Source organism: Bradyrhizobium cenepequi, from assembly GCF_020329485.1.
In the GTDB taxonomy this organism is placed as follows: Bacteria; Pseudomonadota; Alphaproteobacteria; order Rhizobiales; family Xanthobacteraceae; genus Bradyrhizobium; species Bradyrhizobium cenepequi.
Genome location: NZ_JAGKJI010000021.1, coordinates 47,729 through 67,433, shown reverse-complemented (window position 1 = coordinate 67,433; position 19,705 = coordinate 47,729). Strand labels below are relative to the sequence as shown.

At 62.6% G+C, this 19,705-nt stretch carries 16 protein-coding genes; 4 read left to right on the top strand and 12 right to left on the bottom strand.

The features are described from left to right. The first annotated feature begins 600 nt into the window (after positions 1 to 600). A complete protein-coding gene (locus tag J6497_RS21745) occupies positions 601 to 4,851 on the top strand; it encodes a DUF8508 domain-containing protein (protein ID WP_225706321.1) in 4,251 nt (1,416 codons plus the stop codon). Positions 4,852 to 4,895: 44 nt separating this feature from the next. Here J6497_RS21745 and J6497_RS21740 read toward each other — a convergent pair whose 3' ends face one another. The 3 genes from J6497_RS21740 to J6497_RS21730 all read right to left on the bottom strand — a co-directional run bounded on the left by J6497_RS21740 (position 4,896) and on the right by J6497_RS21730 (position 8,411). Further along, positions 4,896 to 5,807 carry a DMT family transporter gene (locus tag J6497_RS21740; protein ID WP_225706320.1) on the bottom strand — a complete coding sequence of 304 codons (912 nt, stop codon included), beginning with the start codon at positions 5,805 to 5,807 and terminating at the stop codon, positions 4,896 to 4,898. A 263-nt stretch (positions 5,808 to 6,070) separates the two neighbouring features. Further along, entirely contained in the window at positions 6,071 to 7,129 is a 1,059-nt protein-coding gene (locus tag J6497_RS21735; RefSeq protein WP_225706319.1) for a phosphotransferase family protein, read from the bottom strand. Between the two features lie 49 nt (positions 7,130 to 7,178). Further along, complete coding sequence (locus tag J6497_RS21730) at positions 7,179 to 8,411, bottom strand: acyl-CoA dehydrogenase family protein (RefSeq protein WP_225706318.1); 1,233 nt, start codon at positions 8,409 to 8,411, stop codon at positions 7,179 to 7,181. Between the two features lie 201 nt (positions 8,412 to 8,612). Between J6497_RS21730 and J6497_RS21725 the strand changes: the two genes are divergently transcribed. Continuing rightward, entirely contained in the window at positions 8,613 to 9,284 is a 672-nt protein-coding gene (locus J6497_RS21725) for a TetR/AcrR family transcriptional regulator (protein ID WP_225706317.1), read from the top strand. 15 nt (positions 9,285 to 9,299) lie between these two features. On the opposite strand, the gene J6497_RS21720 is transcribed toward J6497_RS21725, so the two are convergent. Next, positions 9,300 to 10,529 (bottom strand): CaiB/BaiF CoA transferase family protein, encoded by a 1,230-nt coding sequence (locus tag J6497_RS21720; protein ID WP_225706316.1) that lies wholly within the window; start codon positions 10,527 to 10,529, stop codon positions 9,300 to 9,302. A 320-nt stretch (positions 10,530 to 10,849) separates the two neighbouring features. Here J6497_RS21720 and J6497_RS21715 point away from each other — a divergent pair, with 320 nt between their 5' ends. After that, entirely contained in the window at positions 10,850 to 12,259 is a 1,410-nt protein-coding gene (locus J6497_RS21715) for a PAS domain-containing protein (RefSeq protein WP_225706315.1), read from the top strand. Between the two features lie 39 nt (positions 12,260 to 12,298). Here J6497_RS21715 and J6497_RS21710 read toward each other — a convergent pair whose 3' ends face one another. Genes J6497_RS21710 through J6497_RS21700 form a run of 3 tightly spaced genes read right to left on the bottom strand, consistent with a single transcriptional unit; the run spans position 12,299 to position 14,250 of the window. Further along, the gene (locus tag J6497_RS21710) at positions 12,299 to 13,261 is read right to left on the bottom strand and encodes a Bug family tripartite tricarboxylate transporter substrate binding protein (protein ID WP_225706314.1); all 963 of its coding nucleotides are present in this window, start codon (positions 13,259 to 13,261) and stop codon (positions 12,299 to 12,301) included. A gap of 35 nt (positions 13,262 to 13,296) precedes the next feature. Next, complete coding sequence (locus J6497_RS21705; RefSeq protein ID WP_225706313.1) at positions 13,297 to 13,746, bottom strand: MaoC family dehydratase; 450 nt, start codon at positions 13,744 to 13,746, stop codon at positions 13,297 to 13,299. Between the two features lie 12 nt (positions 13,747 to 13,758). Further along, positions 13,759 to 14,250: a MaoC family dehydratase gene (locus J6497_RS21700; RefSeq protein WP_225706312.1), complete on the bottom strand. Its 492-nt coding sequence runs from the start codon at positions 14,248 to 14,250 to the stop codon at positions 13,759 to 13,761. Between the two features lie 106 nt (positions 14,251 to 14,356). On the opposite strand from J6497_RS21700, the gene J6497_RS21695 reads away from it, so the two are divergent. Then, complete coding sequence (locus J6497_RS21695; RefSeq protein WP_225706311.1) at positions 14,357 to 15,127, top strand: IclR family transcriptional regulator domain-containing protein; 771 nt, start codon at positions 14,357 to 14,359, stop codon at positions 15,125 to 15,127. A gap of 64 nt (positions 15,128 to 15,191) precedes the next feature. Here J6497_RS21695 and J6497_RS21690 read toward each other — a convergent pair whose 3' ends face one another. From J6497_RS21690 to J6497_RS21670, 5 genes are all read right to left on the bottom strand, one after another. Continuing rightward, positions 15,192 to 16,514 carry a glycosyltransferase gene (locus J6497_RS21690; protein WP_225706310.1) on the bottom strand — a complete coding sequence of 441 codons (1,323 nt, stop codon included), beginning with the start codon at positions 16,512 to 16,514 and terminating at the stop codon, positions 15,192 to 15,194. Between the two features lie 201 nt (positions 16,515 to 16,715). Then, the gene (locus J6497_RS21685) at positions 16,716 to 16,976 is read right to left on the bottom strand and encodes a hypothetical protein (RefSeq protein ID WP_225706309.1); all 261 of its coding nucleotides are present in this window, start codon (positions 16,974 to 16,976) and stop codon (positions 16,716 to 16,718) included. A 17-nt stretch (positions 16,977 to 16,993) separates the two neighbouring features. Continuing rightward, positions 16,994 to 17,269: an MscL family protein gene (locus tag J6497_RS21680; protein WP_225706308.1), complete on the bottom strand. Its 276-nt coding sequence runs from the start codon at positions 17,267 to 17,269 to the stop codon at positions 16,994 to 16,996. Between the two features lie 201 nt (positions 17,270 to 17,470). Continuing rightward, positions 17,471 to 17,977: an ADP-ribosylation factor-like protein gene (locus J6497_RS21675; protein WP_225706307.1), complete on the bottom strand. Its 507-nt coding sequence runs from the start codon at positions 17,975 to 17,977 to the stop codon at positions 17,471 to 17,473. Next, positions 17,977 to 19,704, bottom strand: a complete 1,728-nt coding sequence (locus tag J6497_RS21670; RefSeq protein WP_225706306.1) for an OmpA family protein — start codon at positions 19,702 to 19,704, stop codon at positions 17,977 to 17,979. The genes J6497_RS21675 and J6497_RS21670 overlap by 1 nt, the downstream gene beginning before the upstream one ends. Between the last annotated feature and the right edge of the window lies 1 nt (position 19,705).

Below are 19,705 nucleotides of genomic sequence, written 5' to 3'. Positions count from 1 at the left end.
TCGCCTCACAGATCATCTCTGCAAGACTTAGCGCCAGCGTCGGGGCGCCAGAACCACACGACTTCGCCGTCCGCTGATGCCGCGCTCGTCAGTCGCAACACCCGCGTCCACCGCATCTCACCGCAACGTTCGTGACGATCGCGACCCGCCCCTCATCTGGGTGAGACGCGCGGAGTTAAATCACTGATTTGCCCGACGGGTTAAGCGATTTATTTCTGCGCGAAGGACTGGACAGACTTTTGGTGATTTGCCCGACGGGTCGTCTTGTCGCACCAGACTCATCACATCGTCGTTGCGAGCGAAGCGAAGCAATCCATAGCGCCGCAGGCGAAAGAATGGATTGGATTGCTTCGCTTCGCTCGCAATGACAGCGCGCCGCAAAAAGTCGCAACGCGAGCAGCGCGTTCTTGTTCGCATCGTGTCGGTCAAGCAACTCGAAGCGAATTCCACAGGACATGTTTTCGCAAGCGAAACGTCACACGCTTGAGACACGCGCTTGCCTAGATACGCGCCTCAGCGCGGCACTGGGGTGCATTCCGCGCTGATCGCTAGCGACCGTGCGGACAACAACAACACGAAATCACAGCGGAGGTGACAATCATGTCAAAAGCATATTTCACGCTTGCAAACGGTTCCCTCACGCAAGACTGGAGCAACGCCGGTCTGATCACCACAAATGACGATTGGAGTGGAGTTCCGAGCATCGAAGGCTACCTTGGCCAGGACATCACGACCGCGACTGGAACTGACCCGCGGACCTTGGCCCTCGATTCCACAGTCGCAAACGACCTCGATGCCATCGCCAACCAGAGCAATACGACCATCACCAATGGCGGCGTCGCGGAATTCGACGGGATTGCGAATCCGACCATTGCCCTTCAGGGTTCCGGCACTGCGGACGCGCCCTACATCATCCTTTATCTGGACGCGACCGGGCGTCAGGATGTGCATCTACAGTTTAACGCACGCGACATCGACGGAACCGCCGACAGTTCAATCCAGCAGCTCAACGTGCAGTATCGCATAGGCGAGACCGGCGCATGGAGCAATGTGCCCGGCGGCTATATTGCCGACGCAACCAGCGGGCCCTCGGCCAGCAGCATGGTGACGCCCATTGATGTCACGTTGCCGGCAGCGGCGAACAATCAGGCGCAGGTTCAGGTCCGCATCATGACCACCAATGCCGCCGGCAGCGACGAATGGGTCGGCATTGACGACCTCAACGTGTCGAGCAGCCCGTTCGCCGATACGACGCCGCCGGCCCTCGTCTCGGCCAATCCGAGCGACGAGGCAGGCAACATCTCAACCGCCAGCGACATCATCTTGACCTTCGACGAGAGCGTGCAACTCGGCGCCGGCAATATCGTGATCAGCGATGGCTCGGGAGATACACGCACGATCAGCGTCGGCGGCGGCCCTGATCCGGACGGCGCGGTGACGATCAGCGGCAACGCGGTGACGATCAACCCGACGTCCGACCTCGCCGCAGGCGCCGTCTACCACGTAACGATCGCTGACGGCGCAATCCAGGATACGAGCGGCAATCATTTCGCAGGAATTGGCGCGGGCCAACTGGATTTCACGACCGCCGCGGAGCAGAGCTTTTCGATCGCCGCAACCGACGCCAACAAGGGCGAAGGCAGTGCGGGCACGACGCCGTTCACGTTCACGGTGACGCGCACCAACCCGACCGGCGATGCGACGGTCGATTGGTCCGTGACCGGCCCCGGCGGCGCCAATCAGGCTGACGGCGCGGATTTCTCCGGGGCGACGTCGGGAAAGCTTACGTTCACCGGCACGGAAACCAGCAAGACCATCACGATCAATGTAGCGGGTGATCTCGCGGTCGAACCCAATGAGACCTTCACCGTGACGCTATCGAACGCCTCGCCCGGTTCGGTGATCACGACGGCCTCAGCCGCGGCTTCGATCCAGAATGACGATGTGCCCCTCACCGCGATCTTTGCCATCCAGGGCAGCGGCCACCTTTCGCAGTTAGCCGGCCAGACCATAAGCACGACCGGCGTCGTGACAGCCGTCGACACCAACGGCAGCCGTGGCTTTTACATCCAGGATCCGAACGGGGACGGAAACGCTGCGACTTCGGATGGCATCTTCGTGTTCCTGCCGAACGGCGAATTGCCGGAGGTCGGGCATCTGGTTCGGGTGTCGGGCACGGTGCAGGAATTCACGCCGTCCGACGCCGCTGTGGGCAGCTTCTCGACCACCGAAATCTCCTCGGTCACCAACGTGACCGACCTTGGCGACGGGCCTGATATCGCGCCGGTGCAGATTGGCGGACCGGGCGGGCTGGTGCCGCCGACCGAAAGCCTGATCGCCGGAAGCAATTTCTTCGAGAGTCTCGAAGGCATGCTGGTGACGGTGAAGGACGCGCAGGCGACGGGACCGACCAACAGTTTTGGCGAAATCTTCTCGGTCGTCGACAACGACTCCGATCCGGCCAACGGGACGCTCGCCACCGGGCAGACCGACCGTGGCAATCTGCTGCTCACGCCGGGCGCAAGCGATTTTGGCGATACCAATACGTCAGGCGGAGACTTCAACCCCGAACGCGTGCAGATCGACGACGACAACGGCATCCTTCCGGGGTTCTCGTCGCCGCTCGTCAATGTCGGCGCGCAGCTGGGCGACGTCACCGGCATCGTCAACTACGACTTCGGCAATTACCAGGTCGTCGCGACCCAGGCCTACGGCGTTACCGCCCCGAGCACGCTTACGAAAGAAACGGGTACGCTCAGCGGCGACGCCGATCACCTTCTGGTCGCGAGCTACAATGCCGAGAATCTCGATCCGGGCGACGGCGCCGCGCGCTTCGCGACCATCGCCGACCAGATCCTCCACAATCTGAATGCACCGGATGTCGTCGCGCTGCAGGAAGTGCAGGACGGTAGCGGCCCGACGAACGACGGGGTGACGTCCGCCGACGCGACGCTGCAGATGCTGGTCGATGCCCTCAATGCCGCCGCGCCGGCCGGCGTCCATTATGCCTATATCGACAATCCGTTCATCGGCGACGACACCAACGGTGGCGAGCCGGGCGGCAACATCCGCACCGCCTTCCTTTATCGCACCGATCGCGTTGATTTCGCCTCCGACTCGCTGCGGACGATCGGCGCGGACGGCAGCGCCGTCACCACCTCCTATGTAGATCAGCAGACCAACCCGGACAATCCGTTCTTCGACTCGCGGCCGCCGCTCGTTGCGACATTCAACTTCCATGGCGAAGCGGTCACCGTCGTGGACAATCACTTCACCTCGAAAGGCGGCAGCGCACCGCTGCTCGGCAGCGATCAGCCTCCATTCGACGCTGGCGAGGTCCAGCGTGCCGCACAGGCGCAGGCGGTGAACACGTTCATCGACAATCTGCTCAGCTCCGACGCGCAAGCCAAGGTGATCGTTGCGGGCGACCTGAACGAATTCCAGTTCGAGGAGCCGATGGCGGTCCTCAAAGGAACGGCAACGATCTCGAACTACGACGTTCCGGGGACCGATCCGTTCGACGCGGTGGCGGACTACACGCCGGGCGGCACCGCCATCCTCAACGACCTGCAGGACCTGCTGCCAGCCAACGAGCGGTATGACTACGTCTTCGAAGGCAACTCCGAGACGCTCGACCATGTCTTCGTCAGCGATGCGCTGAGCGACGTCGCGCAATTCGACGTTGTGCGGATCAATGCTGAATTCGCCGATCAGACCAGCGATCACGATCCGCTGCTGGCGCGGTTCGCGATCCCGCTCAATGATGCGCCGGTCGCCGCCGATGATGTCGCGACGACGGCCGAGGATACTCCCGTCATCGTCAATGTCCTTGGCAATGATATCGATCCCGACCACGACGCGCTGGCGATCTCTGCCATCAATGGTCGGGCGTTCGATCAGAACCACAGGGTCGTATTGGCCGAGGGCACCGTGACGCTGAACGCCGACGCAACGCTGACCTTTGCGCCGAATGCCAACTTCAACGGTCCGGTCGCGTTCGACTACACCGCAACCGACGGGCAACTGAGCGATACGGGCACCGTGAACGTCGCCGTCAGCGCCGTGAACGACGCCCCGACGCTGACGTCGCCGCCTTCTTTCATGGTCTCGGAGAATCATAAGGCGGTCGGAACGGTCGCTGCGGTTGATCCCGAGCATGACGCGTTCTCGTTCGCTCTCGAGGGCGGAAGCGACCAGAAACTCTTCTCGATTGATCCCCACACCGGCGCGCTCAGCTTCCTCAGCCTGCCGGATTTCGAAACGCCCGAGGACGCCAATCACGACAACGTCTACGACCTGGTGGTGTCGGCAACAGACGCTTTCGGCGCCAGCAACAGCCAGACGATCCACGTTGCCGTAGCCAATGTGGCCGAGAGCGGCCAAACCTTCAGCGGGCGCAATGGCAACGACAATCTGACGGGCGGCACCGGCAACGACACCATGAGCGCAGGCAACGGCAGCGATCGGCTCAATGGCAACGACGGCAATGACAAGATCCTTGGCGGCAACGGCAACGACACGGTGATCGGCGGCCGCGGCAACGATGCTCTCAGCGGTGGCAACGGCAACGACATCCTAACGGGCGGTGCCGGCAACGATAAGCTCGAAGGCGGTAACGGGAACGATACATTCGTGTTCGCCAGCAGTTTCGGACATGATTCCGTCAGTGACTTCCGCCACGGCGACCGCATCGAATTCGACAATGGCGTGTTCGGAAACTTCCATGACGTGGAGATGGCCAGCCATCAGGTCGGCCACGATACGGTCATCACCGTGGACGCCAACAGTTCGATCGTACTGGAAAACGTCGCGTTGCACTCGCTTCATGCGAGCGACTTCCTGTTTGTCTGACGCTCACCTCCGTCGAGACCGGCCCGGCCAAGGCCGGCCGGCGGTCACAGCCCATCCGGCGGCAGGCCAGATGCGCCTGCTGCCACGGGCCGTTTGCGCTTGTGCTCGCGGTAGAACGCGTAGAGGCCTGACAGCACGATGATCGACGCACCCAGGATCATCATGGCGTCCGGCACATCACCGAAGACGAGATAGCCGAGCAGCATGGCCCAGAGCAGCGCGAGGTAGCGGAACGGTGCCACCGCCGAGATATCGCCGGTGCGCAGCGCCATGATGACGCACTGGTAGCCGATCAGGACCAGGACCGCAGCCATCGCCAGGAGGCCGAGCGCGCTCACTGATGGCGGAGTCCAGCCGCCAAGTGGAACGAGCATGACCGCGCCGGTGGTCGTCACCGTGACGGTCGTCAAGAAGGTAACGAACAGCGATGGAATCTGCGCCGGTATCTGTCTGGTCGCGAGATCGCGCAACGCGCAGAAGATCACCGAGATCAGGGCGAACAGCGAGAACTGGTTAAAGCCTTCGGCGCCGGGCCGAACGATGATGAGAACGCCGACAAAGCCGGCAATGATGGCAAGCCAGCGCCGCCAGCCGACGGGCTCACCGAATGCGAGCGCTGCGCCCAACGTGACGAGCAGCGGCAGCGCCTGGAGGATCGCGGAGATATTCGCCAAAGGCAAATGCGAGATCGCAGCAAGATAGGAGACCGTTCCGCCGACTTCGCCGATCACCCGCAGCGCAACCGGCTTGATCAGGAGCGTTCGAAACGACCGCATCGCGCCCTGATGCAATGCCAACGCCGCGATCAGCGCAATGGCAAAGACGCCCCGCACCAGCATCACCTGGCCGAAGTTCATCTCCGACGAGACGACCTTGGTGATCGCATCGTTGATGGTGAAGCCTGCGGTGGCCACCGCCATGAACAGGCTTCCGCGTAAGTTCGGGGAAAGCGCCAAGTGAAAGGGCCAAGTCAGCTACAATAGCATTGATGGAATTCGATCGAATTGGTGCCGCGTCGGAAGTGCCTCACCTCTCCCCAGCGGGGAGAGGTCGAATTGCGCAGCAATTCGGGTGAGAGGATCTCGCTCTATCGAGAGACCGCAACCCCTCACCCGGCGCTACGCGCCGACCTCTCCCTATGGGAGAGGTGGAGTGGTATCACGGCTCGCTCTATTCAAACATGACGCGATCCAAAAAGATCGCGCCACAATATCTTCTCTCACGTCGCGCCCGCCTTTTGCGCGTATTCCCATGATGCCTGGGACAGCGGCACCGTGCGCTTGGCGGACTCGATCGCCTTCGCATTCGCCGCGGTGCCGTCGCGGATCCGGCCCGCTATGCCCTGCGTGATGCCTGCGAGGCGGAACAGGTTGTAGGAGAAATACCAGTTCAGATCCGGCACCGCCATCTTGGTGACGTTGCAATAGATCTGCGCGGCCTCTTCCAGGCTCGGAATGTTGAGCGCCTTGATATCAGCGCCGTCGAGCCCCGGCATGGTCCACTGCATCAACAGATAGGTGAAGTCGGCCATGGGATCGCCGAGCGTCGACAATTCCCAGTCCAGCACCGCCAGCACCCGCGGCTCGGTCGGATGGAAGATCATGTTGTCGAGGCGATAATCGCCGTGGACGATCGAGACCCGTTCCTGCTGCGGCACGGTCTTCGGCAGCCACTCGGCCACCTTCTCGAATTCCGGAATGTGCTGCGTCTCGGACGCGCGGTACTGCTTGGTCCAGCGATCGATCTGGCGGGCGAAATAGTTGCCGGGCTTGCCGAAATCGCCGAGCCCGATCGCTTCGGGATTGAAGACGTGGAGTTTCGCGAGCGTCTCGATCTTGCTGGTGAAGATCTTGCGCCGATCCTCCGCCGTTTGGCTCGGCAGCGTCGGATCCCAGAACACCCGACCCTCTTCAAAGGACATGATGTAGAAGGTGGCGCCGATCACGGAATCGTCGGTGCAGAGTGCATAGGCCTTCGCAACCGGGAAGCCTTGCTTGCCGAGCGCGGCGATCACACGGAACTCGCGATCGACCGCGTGCGCGGACGGCAACAATTTACCGAACGGCTTGCGCCGCATCACATAGGCGCGGCCGGGCGTCTCGAGCTTATAGGTCGGATTGGACTGGCCGCCCTTGAACTGCAGGACCTTCAGCGGTCCCTGAAAGCCTTCGACGTGCTCCTGCATCCAGCGGGCAAGACTTGCCTCGTCGATGCGATGCCGCTCCTCGACTTCCCGGGTCCCGGAAAATTCTTCGTCCTTCCTGACGCCGTCCGCCACGATGACGCTCCCTCACTCTTCTTGGGGAGCGCCATCGTGGTGCTCCCGGTCAGTGTGCAGTGTTTGCATACTTCCGAAGTTCAAGTCTGGCAATGGCGCGGTTATGCACCTCGTCCGGACCGTCGGCCAGCCGCAGCGTGCGGATACCCGCGTAATCCTTCGCCAATCCGGCGTCGTCGGAGACGCCGCCGCCGCCATAGGCCTGGATCGCTTCGTCGATGATCTTCAGCGCCATGTTAGGCGCCGCAACCTTGATCATGGCGATCTCGAGCTGCGCGGTCTTGTTGCCGACCTTGTCCATCATGTCGGCGGCCTTGAGGCAAAGCAGGCGCGTCATCTCGATGTTGGTGCGGGCCTCGCCGATGCGCTGCTCCCAAACCGAGTGCTCGATGATCTTCTTGCCAAAGGCGGTGCGCGACATCAGCCGCTTCACCATCTTCTCCAGCGCCTCCTCGGCCTTGCCGATGGTGCGCATGCAGTGATGGATGCGGCCGGGGCCGAGGCGGCCCTGCGCGATCTCGAAACCGCGGCCTTCACCGAGCAGAAGATTCGAGGCTGGCACACGCACGTTCTCGAGCAGCACCTGGGCATGGCCATGCGGCGCATCGTCGAAGCCGAACACCGGCAGCATCTTCTCCACCTTGATGCCGGGAGTGTCGAGCGGGACCAAGATCTGCGACTGCTGTTGATGCCTGGCCGCCGTCGGATCGGTCTTGCCCATCAGGATCGCGATCTTGCAGCGGGGATCGCCGACGCCCGACGACCACCATTTGCGGCCGTTGATCACATAGTGGTCACCGTCGCGCTCGATGCGGGTCTCGATGTTCGTCGCATCCGACGAGGCCACCGCGGGCTCGGTCATCAGGAAGGCGGAGCGGATCTCGCCGTCCATCAGCGGCCGCAGCCACTGCCGCTTCTGCTCCTTGCTACCGTAGCGGAACAGGACTTCCATGTTGCCGGTGTCGGGCGCGGAGCAGTTGAAGACTTCCGACGCCCAGGTGATGTGCCCCATCTCCTCGGAGAGCAGCGCGTATTCGAGATTGGTCAGTCCCGCGCCATGAAATTCGTCATCGTCGTGCGAGGACGGCGGCAGGAACATGTTCCAGAGACCCTCGGCCTTGGCCTTCTTCTTCAACTCCTCGAGGATCGGGATCACCTTCCAGCGCGGCCCCTCCTCGTCCTGCTTCCGGTAGATCGGCACCGCCGGGCGAACATGCGTGTTCATGAACGACTGCACGCGGTTCAGCCATTCCCTCTGCTTGTCCGACATCGTGAAATCCATGGGACGCTCCTCGTTTCCTAGACTTTGGGCCGCACTGTCTTCCTGCCGCCCGTGCGCCGCAAGGCCCGATCGCGGACGGCAATGGATGTGGTGTGCCAGAACGCCAGCCGCGCATTCCGCAGATTGACATTTTCCGGCCTTCAAACGATAGTTTCATACAAATGTTTGAAATGCAACTCCCTCGACGAGGCGGGAGACCCAATGGCCAGCGACCAGACGCGTACCGCCATCCTTGCCGCTGCCGAGCGGCTCTATGCCGATCGCGGCTTCGGCGACGTCACGCTGCGCGACATTGTCGCGGAGGCGAACGTCAACCTCGCCGCGGTGAACTATCACTTCGGCTCGAAGGACGAATTGATCGCGGAACTGTTCGTCACCCGCAGCATCCAGCTCAACCGCGAACGACTGAGGCTATTGCAAGCGGCCGAGGAAGACGGTGGCGGGCGGGCCTCCGTCGATGCGGTGCTGCGCGCCCTTGTCGGCCCGACCTTGCGCGGCTGTCTCGGCCCGGAGAACCAGCGCTCGACCGCGGCGCGTTTCATGATACGGGTCTCGATCGAATCCGTGCCGCCGATCCGCCGCATCCGCAACCGCGAGATCGACCACTTGCGCAAGTTCATCGCGGCGATGCGGCGGTCCCTCCCCGGACACAGCGATGTCGAACTCTATTGGGGCCTGCACTTCGCACTCGCCATGGCCCAGCAGACGGTGCGCGACAGCGAGCGGCTCACCAAGCTGTCGGAAGGCAAATGCGACGTCGACGATGTCGAAGCGATCATCGAGCGCGTGGTCTCTGTCGCAGCGATGAGTTTGACGATGGGCGATACGGCGAGCAAGGCGCCGGCGCGCGTGCTCGCACGCGACGCGCGGTGACGTCCCGGATCGTTGTTAGATGATCCCCGCCGCCTTCAATCCCTCGATCTTGGCTTCGTCATAACCGAGCTTGCCCGTCAGCACTTCCTTGGTGTTCGCGCCGAGCAGCGGCGGCGCGCGGTAGTCCTTGATCGGCGTGGCCGAGAACGTGAGCGCGTTGCGGATCAGCGACAGCGAATGTTCGAAGGGGTGGTCGACCTTGATCTCCATGCCGCGCGAGCGGACATGCTCATCGGCAAACACCTGCGCGAAATCGTTGACCGGGCCGGACGGCACGCCGGCCTTCTCCAGCTCTTCCAGCCAATAGGCGACCGGCTTCTTGAGGAACAGGCCGGCGAAGATCGCCATGATCTCCTTGCCATGCACGACACGGTTGTTGTTCTTGATGAAGCGCGGATCCTTGGCGAGATCGGGCTCGCCGAGCACGGCGCAGGTGCGCTCGAACTGCGCGTCATTGCCGACCACCAGCATCAGTTCGCCGTCGGTGCAGCGGAACACGCCGGCCGGCATGCCGCCATTGCCCCAGGTGCCGCGGCGCGGCGGTGTCTTGCCGTTGACGAGATAGATCTGCGCGTAGTGCGAGAGCGAGGCGATCACGGTGTCGAACAGGCAGACATCGATATGCTGCCCCTCCCCGCCCCTCGCATCGCGATGATAGAGCGCGGACAGGATGCCGATCGAGGTGTTCATGCCGGTCATGTAGTCGACGATGGAGGGGCCGACCTTCATCGGGCCGGCGCCGGGCTCGCCATCCATGTGGCCGGTGACGCTCATCAGCCCGCCCATCGCCTGGAAGATCGCGTCATAGCCGGCGCGCGGCGCATAGGGGCCGGTCTGGCCGAAGCCGGTCACCGAGCAATAGATGATGCGCGGGTTGATTGTCTTGATCGATTCATAGTCGAGCCCGTAGCGCTTGAGATCGCCGACCTTGTAGTTCTCCATCATAACGTCGACGTTTCTGGCGAGCTCGCGGATGATCTCCTGCCCTTCCGGTTTGGCGATATTGACCGTGACCGACTTCTTGTTGCGGTTGGCGCAGAGATAGAACGAGTTGTTGTTGTTCTCCTTGCCTTCCGGATCGGTCAGGTAAGGCGGACCAAAGGCGCGCGCGTCGTCGCCGGTGCCGGGACGCTCGATCTTGATCACCTCGGCGCCGAGATCGGCCAGCATCTGCGCAGATAACGGACCCGCGAGCACACGCGTCAGGTCGAGAATCTTGATGCCCGAGAGTGGCAGAGCCGACATGAAAACTTCCTCCGAAGAAACTTATGCTCTTGTCGCGCGGGAACAGAGGTCCGACCGCGCCCTCGAAACAGCGGATACACTATTTTCGAACGGCGAGTACTGCGCTCTCGGCATGAAGCCATCCGCCTAGCTTCAGGCGACCGGCGATCCGCGTCCTCCATGGGTTAGCGCCGCTAGCATGAACTTTCTATTTATTTTCAACAACTTGAAAGCAGAGGATGCATGCGGCTGGATCGGTTGACACAGGGCCGGGAGGCCGGTGTAGGGTTGTGTCGCTACAGGGGGTGGCGGCGGACGGAGAAGCGTTAAAGAGGCATTCCGTGCCTAATGATGTACGCGCCCAGCCGCAGGCAGATTTGCCGAGCCTCCCCTTGGCCGGCCTGCCATTCGCCGAGCAGCCCGCGCTGCAATTGATCTATGATACTGCGCCGATCGGGCTCGCATTCCTCTCGCCGGACTGCCGCTACCTGCATATCAACCAGCGGCTCACCGAAATATGCGGCATTTCCGTCGAAGGGCATCTTGGACGAACGGTGCGGGAGTGCGTGCCGGCGCTCGCCGGCTCGATCGAAGCGATCGTCCGTTCGGTGATGACGACCGGCGAACCGGTGATCGGCGTCGAGGTGGCGGGGCAGCGCCCCAACCAGGTCGAACACCGTACCTGGATCACCTACTGGCATCCGCACCGGGGACCACGTGGCGACATCATCGGCGTCAATGTCGCCGCCGAGGAGATCACCGAACGCAAGCGCGCCGAAGCCGCACTTTTGGCTAGCGAACGCCAGTTTCACACGCTGGCCGATGCCATTCCGCAACTGGTCTGGATGGCGGACGCCGACGGCCGGATCTTCTGGATCAACAGCCAATGGTGCGACTACACGGGCGTGCCGGTGGAAGCCGGCAGCGTTCATGACTGGCAGGCTCTGCTCTCCCCTGCCTCGCAGCCGGAGGTCAAGAGCCGCTGGGCGCATTCGCTGCGCGATGGCGTGCCGCTCGAAATGGAACTGTCGCTGCTCGGAAAGGACGGGCGCTACCGTCCGTTCCTGACGCGGGTGATCCCGCTGCGGGATGCAACCTCGACCGTCTATCGCTGGATCGGCACCCACATCGATATTAGCGAGCAGAAGCGGCGCGAGGAGCACATCCGCTTCATCATCGAGGAGCTATCGCACCGCACCAAGAACCTGCTCGCCGTCGTCATGGCGGTCGCCAACCAGACGGCGCAATATGCCGGGGACGTCAAGCAATACCGGACACGCTTTCTGGAGCGGCTGCAGGCGCTGGCGCATTGTCATGATCTCCTGGTCAGGGATAGCTGGCGCGGCGCCTCGCTGCGCGATCTGGTGTCGTCGCAGATGCGGCCCTTCGACGAAGCCAATTCGGGGCGCATCGACGCGGACGGCCCTGCGATCATCCTCAAACCTGACGCCGTGCAGCATCTGGGCCTGGCGTTGCATGAACTGGCGACCAACGCTTCCAAGCACGGGGCATTGTCGACGCCCGACGGCGAGGTGGTGATCCGCTGGCACGCCGAGGAAGGCGACGACCGCGTTCGATTCTCGTGGTCCGAAAAGGGCGGCCCCGCCGTGACGCCGCCGCAACGGCAAGGTTTCGGCCGCGTCGTGATCGAGCAGATCGTGCCCCGCGCCCTGAACGGCAGCGGCAGCCTCGACTTCTCCGCGGCGGGCGTCAACTGGACGCTGGAATTCCCCCAACAGGCCGAGCGATGACCGGCTGGGCGTCGCGCGGTCTCGCCGCTGATGTGAGGACTATTCCGGGTGCAGATTGGCGGCCTCGACCACGCGACTCCATTTTGCGATCTCGGCATCAACAAACTTCGCGAATTCGGAGCCGAACAGCTTGCCCGGCTCGACGCCCTGGCTCGCGAACTTCTCCTTGATAGCGGAATCCGCGAGCACATCCCGGATAGTGGTGACCAGCCTGCCGTAGACGGCGGACTCACCGCCGTGCGGCATGTAAAGTCCGAACCAGGACGTCGCCTCGAAACCCTTCAGGCCCACTTCATCCAGCGTCGGCACGTCCGGTAGCGTCGGTGCGCGCTCCCTGCTTGTCACCGCGAGCACGCGGAGCGTTCCGGCCGCGGCTCCCGGGATCACCGTCGGCAACGTGTCGAACATGATCGGCACATGGCCGCCGATCAGATCGTTCATGGCAGGGGCCGCTCCTCTGTAGGGCACATGCACGATATTGACGCCCGCCATTTGCTTGAACAATTCGCCCGATAGATGGTTGGCGCCGCCTATGCCAGAGGACGCGAATGACAGTTTGCCTGGCTGTGCCTTCGCCATCGCGACCAGCTCGCCGACATTCCTGGCGGCGAAATCGCGACTGACGACCAGGGCGTTCGGCGCGGTGGCGATGACCGCGACGGTCGCGAACGCGGTGCGGGTATCGTAAGGAAAGCTCTTCCGCAGGCTCGGATTGATGACGTGATGCGTCGCCGTGAGCAGGAGCACGCTGCCGTCGGGAGGTGACGTGGCCACGGCCTGCGAGCCAATCACGCCCGATGCCCCGGGGCGGTTGTCGACGATCACGGTGATGCCGTGCTTGATCTCGAGCGACTGCGCCACGTAGCGTGCGAGAATGTCGGTCGTGCCTCCCGCCGGGAACGGCACGACGATCTTGATCGATCTTGGCAGATCCTGCGCCGATGCCGCGGGTGCAATGCCAAGGAAGAGCAGTGAGCAAGCGATCGCAGCCAGCTTTCTCATCGTCGTATCCTTGCGCGCATTCGCGCCGCCATGCATCAGGCTGCCGCGGTCGCGACGGGGAACTCCACCATGGCTTCACCGACCGCGACCTGCTCGCCATTCTGGTTCTTCACCATCACATCGATCAGCACCCAGCGGGATTTGGCCGTGACCTGCTTGGACTTGATGATGCCGGTGGGCTGGATCGTGTCGCCGGGCCGTACCGGCTTGAGCCAGCGGGTCTCGAGGCGACGATGAATGGCGCCTGGCGGCTTCGCCCAGTCGGTCAGCATGCGCGTGAGCAGACCAAAATTATTCATGCCGTGCATGATGATGCCACCGAAATTGGTCTTGCCGAAATTGCCCTTCATGTATCCCTCGTCGAGGTGCAGCGGATTGTAATCCAGCGAGGCGTCGCAGAATAACCGGATCGACTCCCGCGACACCGCGAACTTCGGCCCCTCGATGCCGTCGCCGGCCTTGAGCTGATCGAAACTGACTGTCATCGCCTGCACTCCTCACGCCGGACGAATGGTCTGGCCGCGACCTGAACAGATCACGTCGCCATGCTGGTTGAAGAAGACGTTGTCGTGCACCACGAACAGCCGCTCGCGCCGGATGAACTTGTCGAGGGCGCGCGCCTGCAGCGTGATGGTGTCACCTGGTCGCGCCGGAATGTTGTAGCTCCACGACTGCCCGGCGTTCACGGTGCCCGGGCTGCGCATCCAGTCGTCGGCGGGCGTGCAGGCGAACATCAAGAGGATGTGGATCGAAGGCGGCGCGACCAGGCCCCCATAAGGTCCGGCCTTTGCCGCGGCTTCGTCCAGATAGAGCGGATTGGTCTCGCCGACGGCCTTGCAGAACAAGGTGATCGCCTCCTGCGTCAGCTTGTACGGCAGGGTCTTGCGCGGCTCGCCGGGCACGATCTCGTCCCAGACCTTTCGCGATTTCGCGTCCTTCCAGAAATCGGTCTCGAAGTCTCCGCTTCGCACGCTTGACGCTTGCGCCATCCGCTCCACTCCCCTATTTGTTCGTCTGGCGAACTCTTCGTTCGTTTTACGAACCAATCCCTAAACGACCCGGCCGAACCTGGCAAGGGCCAACCCGGCATGCGCAATGAGCAAGGACAGCGATGAATTCGTGCGCTCGATCGCGCGCGGCTTCATGATCATCGAAGCGCTCGGAAAACCTCCGGGCCGCCATACCCTCGCCGAAGCCGCGCAGCTTGCCGGCCTCAGCCGAGCGACCGCGCGGCGAATATTGGCAACGCTCGTCACGCTGAACTACTGCGCTGCCGACGGCCGCTATTTTTCGCTGAAGCCGCGGGCATTGGGATTGGGCCTGTCGTATCTCAACGCGCTACCCTATTGGGGCTATGCCCAGCGCGCGCTGGAGGACTTGCGCAACGAAATCGGGGAATCCTGCGCGCTCGCCGTGCTCGACGAACGCGAGATCGTCTACGCGCTGAGGCTCCCTGCGCGGCGGATTCTTTCCACCAACCTTGGCATCGGCAGCCGCCTGCCCGCGCATCTCGTCTCGCTCGGCCGTGTGCTGCTTGCCGCACTTCCAGCCGAGAAGCGGGCCGCCTATCTTGCGAGCGGAGACTTCAAGCCGGTGACGCCACGCACGGTGACCGATCCGCAGCGGGTCGGCGAAATTCTCACGCGCGCGGAGACCGAAGGCTACGCCTGGGTCGACGGTGAACTTGACCCAGCGATCTGCGGCATCGCAGTGCCGCTGCGCGACCAGATCGGCGCCGTCGTCGCCGCCATCAGCATCAACATGATCTCGGGCACGATGAGCGAGGCTGCCGCGAAGAAGAGATACCTGATCCCGCTGAAAAAGACCGCGCAGGACATTCGCAGCCAGATGGTCTCCGCGCGATAGCGGTATCGGGGATCAATGCTCAGCATTGATCCCCCGAACGATAGCGAATGGATGCGGCGCGAAGCTACGCCGCCGCGGCCTTGCGACGGGTAGGCGCTTTCTTTCCTGTTGCCGCTTCGTTGATGATGCGGACGATCAGCGATCGCGTATCGCGTTTGGCGAACTCATCGGCCATCGATGCGGCCCGCATGCGGTAGGCGGGCTGCTCGAGCACGGCCCGAACCGCCCCGCGCAGGACCTTCGGATCCGGCTGATTGGTCGCCAGATTGATCCCGACGCCGGACCACGCGATGCGCGCGTTCACGTCGGCCTTGTCCTCGGTCAGCCCGGCACTCACGATCGGAATTCCAAAGCTCATGGCCTGATTGACGCTGCCGTAGCCGCCATTGGTGACGAACACATCCGCCTTTTGCAGGATCCACTCGAACGGCAGGTAGCTGGACACGCGTGCATTGGACGGAATCACGCCCGGGATCGTGTCGACCGGACGGCCGCCCGTGGTCGCCACCACGAGCAGATCGGGCTCGTCCGCAAGGGCAGCGAGCGTCGGCGCGACGAGAAGACCGAAATCATGATTGGCCACCGTCCCCTGCGTCACCAGCACCACCTTGCGCGTGCCGTCGAGATCACCAGCCCATGGCGGCAGCGGCGCCTGGTTCGGAATGATCGGAGGTGTCCCCACGAAATGGATCGTGGGCGACAGCTTTCGCGGAAACTCGAAGCTCGGCACCGAAAGCTGGAGATAGGCGTCGGCCAATTCCACGACGGACTCGAACAGCACTGTCGACAACGGCCGCGCGCCAAGTTTTGCCAGGAGCTCATTTATCCGGCGCGTTGCGGGCTCGTTGACCACACTGTCATATTCCTTGGCGATAACGGCATAATTGTCGCGCTCGCCCTGGGTGGTTGCGGGCGGAAGTCCAAGAAAGAGCGGCGCACCATCATCACGGGCCGAGTGCAGCACCGAAGTCCCGCACAGCACCACCGGAGACCGATTCGCACGCGAACCGAGCAGCATCGGAAGTACGCCAAAGAACATGTCGTCGCCCACGATGACATCGGGCTGCATTTCGTGCACCAGCTGCTGCAGTCCGGCATATTGCGGCGGCATGGTCTCGACAAAGAAACGCTCGATAGCGACGCGCAGCCATTCCAGTCCAGGCTCGATATTCTTCAGCTCCGGCGCGACCTCATCGATCTTCCGCAGATCGAAATCGGCACCGGCGGGAAGCGACCGGAAGCCTGCACCGATGGCCTCCACCCGCGGCCGCAGCACGCTGCCGGTCAGGAATGTAACGTCGTGTCGCTCGTCGATAAGGCCGCGGGCGACCGCAAGCAGCGGATTGAGATGCCCGGTTGCAGGCGTGCAAGCGATGAGAACTTTCATGTCATCCTCCAGCGTGAACATCGGCGCGGAAGACCATCTCGCCTCGAGAAGGACCGGCCGGCTCAAGGAGGACCTTGGCGAAGCATCGCTACGCTTCGGCTTCGAACAGCGAAAGAATGGTTACGGATGAAATGGGTTTGTGTCAGCGGAGCGCGACCCGCGCCGCATTCGCGGGCCGGCGATGTCACGCGCCCGGCGGCATCAGGCTTTCTTCTTGGCCGGCTTTGCCGGCGGCTTTTCTTCGGCGGCCTTCTTTATCGATCGCGCATAGCTGTCAGCCACATTCTCCGCCGTGATTTGCAGCCGCCTCGCCGCCGCCGCTGCCGACGCGAGCGTGTTCTTGGCGAGGTGCTTATGGCGATCCCTGGTCTCCTTGTCTTTGGCCTTGGCGGCCATTCCCATGAGATGGCCGTGCCGCTTCCTGGCGGCATCGGTTAAGGCCTTGACCTGCTTTTTTGCCATCGACCGAATCAGAACGTCTAAATCCCCTGCCGCCATTTCCGTTTCCTGCGAACAAAATCTTCCGCAGCTTGATACACCGGCCTCCCGTTTCGATCAATTTGCAGTGTGCGCGCGGCGCGCAAAGTCCTGGCCGCCTGTTTAAGTACCCCGATGACCACGAATGCGACCACGACCGTGATCAAATCGCTGACCATCGATGACACGATCACGCCAAAGGCGCCGCCGGCAATGATGCCGATCGTGCCGTCAACTGCCCCACCCCTTCGTGCGGATTTCCTTAGTCCTTCGAACATGGCATCTGCTCTGCTTCCGCGATGCCGCTGACGCTCGGCTGGCCGATCTGCAGGCGGAAGATGACTTCCGTCACTTTCGGAAGGTCGAACGACGTGGTTCAGATTGACAGTTCGCTGTGTCCCCCGAGCGCGGCGAACGCGGCCGCCCCGGCACCCAACGAAGTCCACCCGCAGCCGGGGCGGCCGACGAAGTCACGCTCGCTAGAGCTGTCGGCGGCGAATCGTTTCGGTCAGCTCGGCAAAGCTTTCCGCAATTCCGTCGCCGGTCTTCGCGCTCACGAGCTTGAGGCTCGACTTCGCAAGCTCGCCGATACGTCCGGCGCTTCCTGCCGCTTCCGGGAGATCGATCTTGTTTACCAGGGCCTTGTACGGCCTTCCCGGAAACCTTGTCTCGAAGCCATGCACCAATTCGATCATCCGCGTGATCGTTTGAGGCCTCGTTATGTCCGATACGATGATCGCGGCTGACGCACCCGTCACGTAGACGGTGTCGAAAATCTGCGTTCCAAAATCGCCGTCCGTGTCCCAGAGCACAAGACGCATCGGTTCGCTCCCGTTCCCGGGTGCGAGAGCGACGTCATGGCTGAGAACCTCGACGCCTAGCGTCGACTTGTATTGCCCCTCGAAACGATCGTACACGAGGCGGTACAAGATCGAGGTCTTGCCGACACCCATATCGCCGAGCAGCATGACTTTTGCGGTAAGCATCAGCGGCGAACTTCGGCTCGGAACGCGTTTTCAAAAGTGACCCTGCGATTTCCGCCAATCGCCGCGCCGACCCGGTCGGTGATCGGCATTGACGACGAGCGCGAAACGATAAATAGCCTCGAAGGCTCTACCCCGAGCGACGTCAATCTCCGCATCACCTGCTCTGCTCTCTTGCGGCCCAGCGTCCGGTTGGTGGCGTCCGATCCGCTCTCGTCCGCATATCCGACGATTCGAATTCGCAAGTCGTTGTTCGCCAGCAACTCGGCCAGGTCTCGAAGCTGCTGCTCGGCCTGCCCACTATCGAGAAATTCGTCCTCATTGCCGAAGAAGATCGCCGTCGAAGCAATGAAGCCCTGAAGGCGCAAGGCCGGGCCGTCGACGACGGACTGCAGCTTCGCATATTGCTCGCTCAGCCTGGCGTATTGCTCCCGCAGTTTGGCGTATTCCTCGTTTCGGGATTTCGATTCAGCGGCGATCGTTACAAGCGTTTCGTCGATACGCGCCTGCGCACGCGCAAGGGATTGCTGCGCGGTCGCGACGGAGGAATGCAATGCCGCCGACTGCTCCAGCCCAGGCACGACACCAATCCGGTTGACAAGCCGGTACGGAGCTGCGGCCTTGGCCAGCGTGTCGGTCAACGGCGACACATCGAGCTGACTGGGCGCGATGCCGGAAACCGAGAAACTTCGATTACGATGATCAAAGTCCAGCCGAAGCGGAAACGACGCAAGCAGCGGCTGCTCGTCGACAAGTTGCTCCAGTGCCGCATTCGTCCTGCGCTCCAGCATGCTCCTCGTCACCCATATTCCACCGAGCCAGACGAGCACCGCAGCACAGAGGGCAAGCAGGATGAACAGAACGACCCTTCCCCGCCGGCTCTTCTTGCGCGAGAAATGACCGGATTCGATGGAAGCCGCCAATGAGGCGAGCATTGCCGCATCGCAGTTCGCGCCGCTGTCAATGCGCTCGATCGTGTCGAAGAAAAGCGAATTGATCTTGGCATTATCGGCGGGGCGAAGCGGACCGATGCACTCTGCTGCGAGGACGAACTGCGGCGATGCGCGAAGCACGATCTCCCTTCCGCCGAAATCGAGCGTTTGCAGGTTGCCTTCTCCAGCTAACGCCTGAAGGGAAAACTCCAGAATCGCGGCCACCATTGCGCTGAGCAGGTCCGTGCGTTCGTCCGGAGACTCGTCGCGCTTCCAGGCCGCGATCAACCGTCCATTGCCGCGCTCGAGCAGCAGCAACCGTTTCACTCGGGGCGGGTTGCTGTCGGCCAAGACGAACTCGCTGATCGGACGGCCGGTCACCAGCGACTTGATGCGCCCGATCCAGAGTTCAGCGGAGGTCAGCGCGCTGATGCGCTGTTCCAGAAACGCCACCAGTTCCTTGAAGGCATTTGCGACCGCGGCACTAACCAGCCGGCCGGTAATGGGGTAGAGCGCATCAACCATCAGGTCGCGCGAATTTCTGATCTCGCTCCTGATCGCAGAAATCACCAGGGGCGCGACTGCGTTGGCGAGCTCCCGCGGCCGGCTGACTTCCGCCCGCTCCAACGCCGTGACCAATACATCTGCCGTTGCCGCTTCGAGTCGGTCCGCAGTGCCCACATATTGCTGAAGGCGAGCGACATTGGTTTCAAGCTCCTGAAGACGCGACGCCTCCGGTTGAAACAGCAATGTCTTGAGCTGCTCGATCTCCCGGTTCTGGCCGACGGGAGCTCCCATA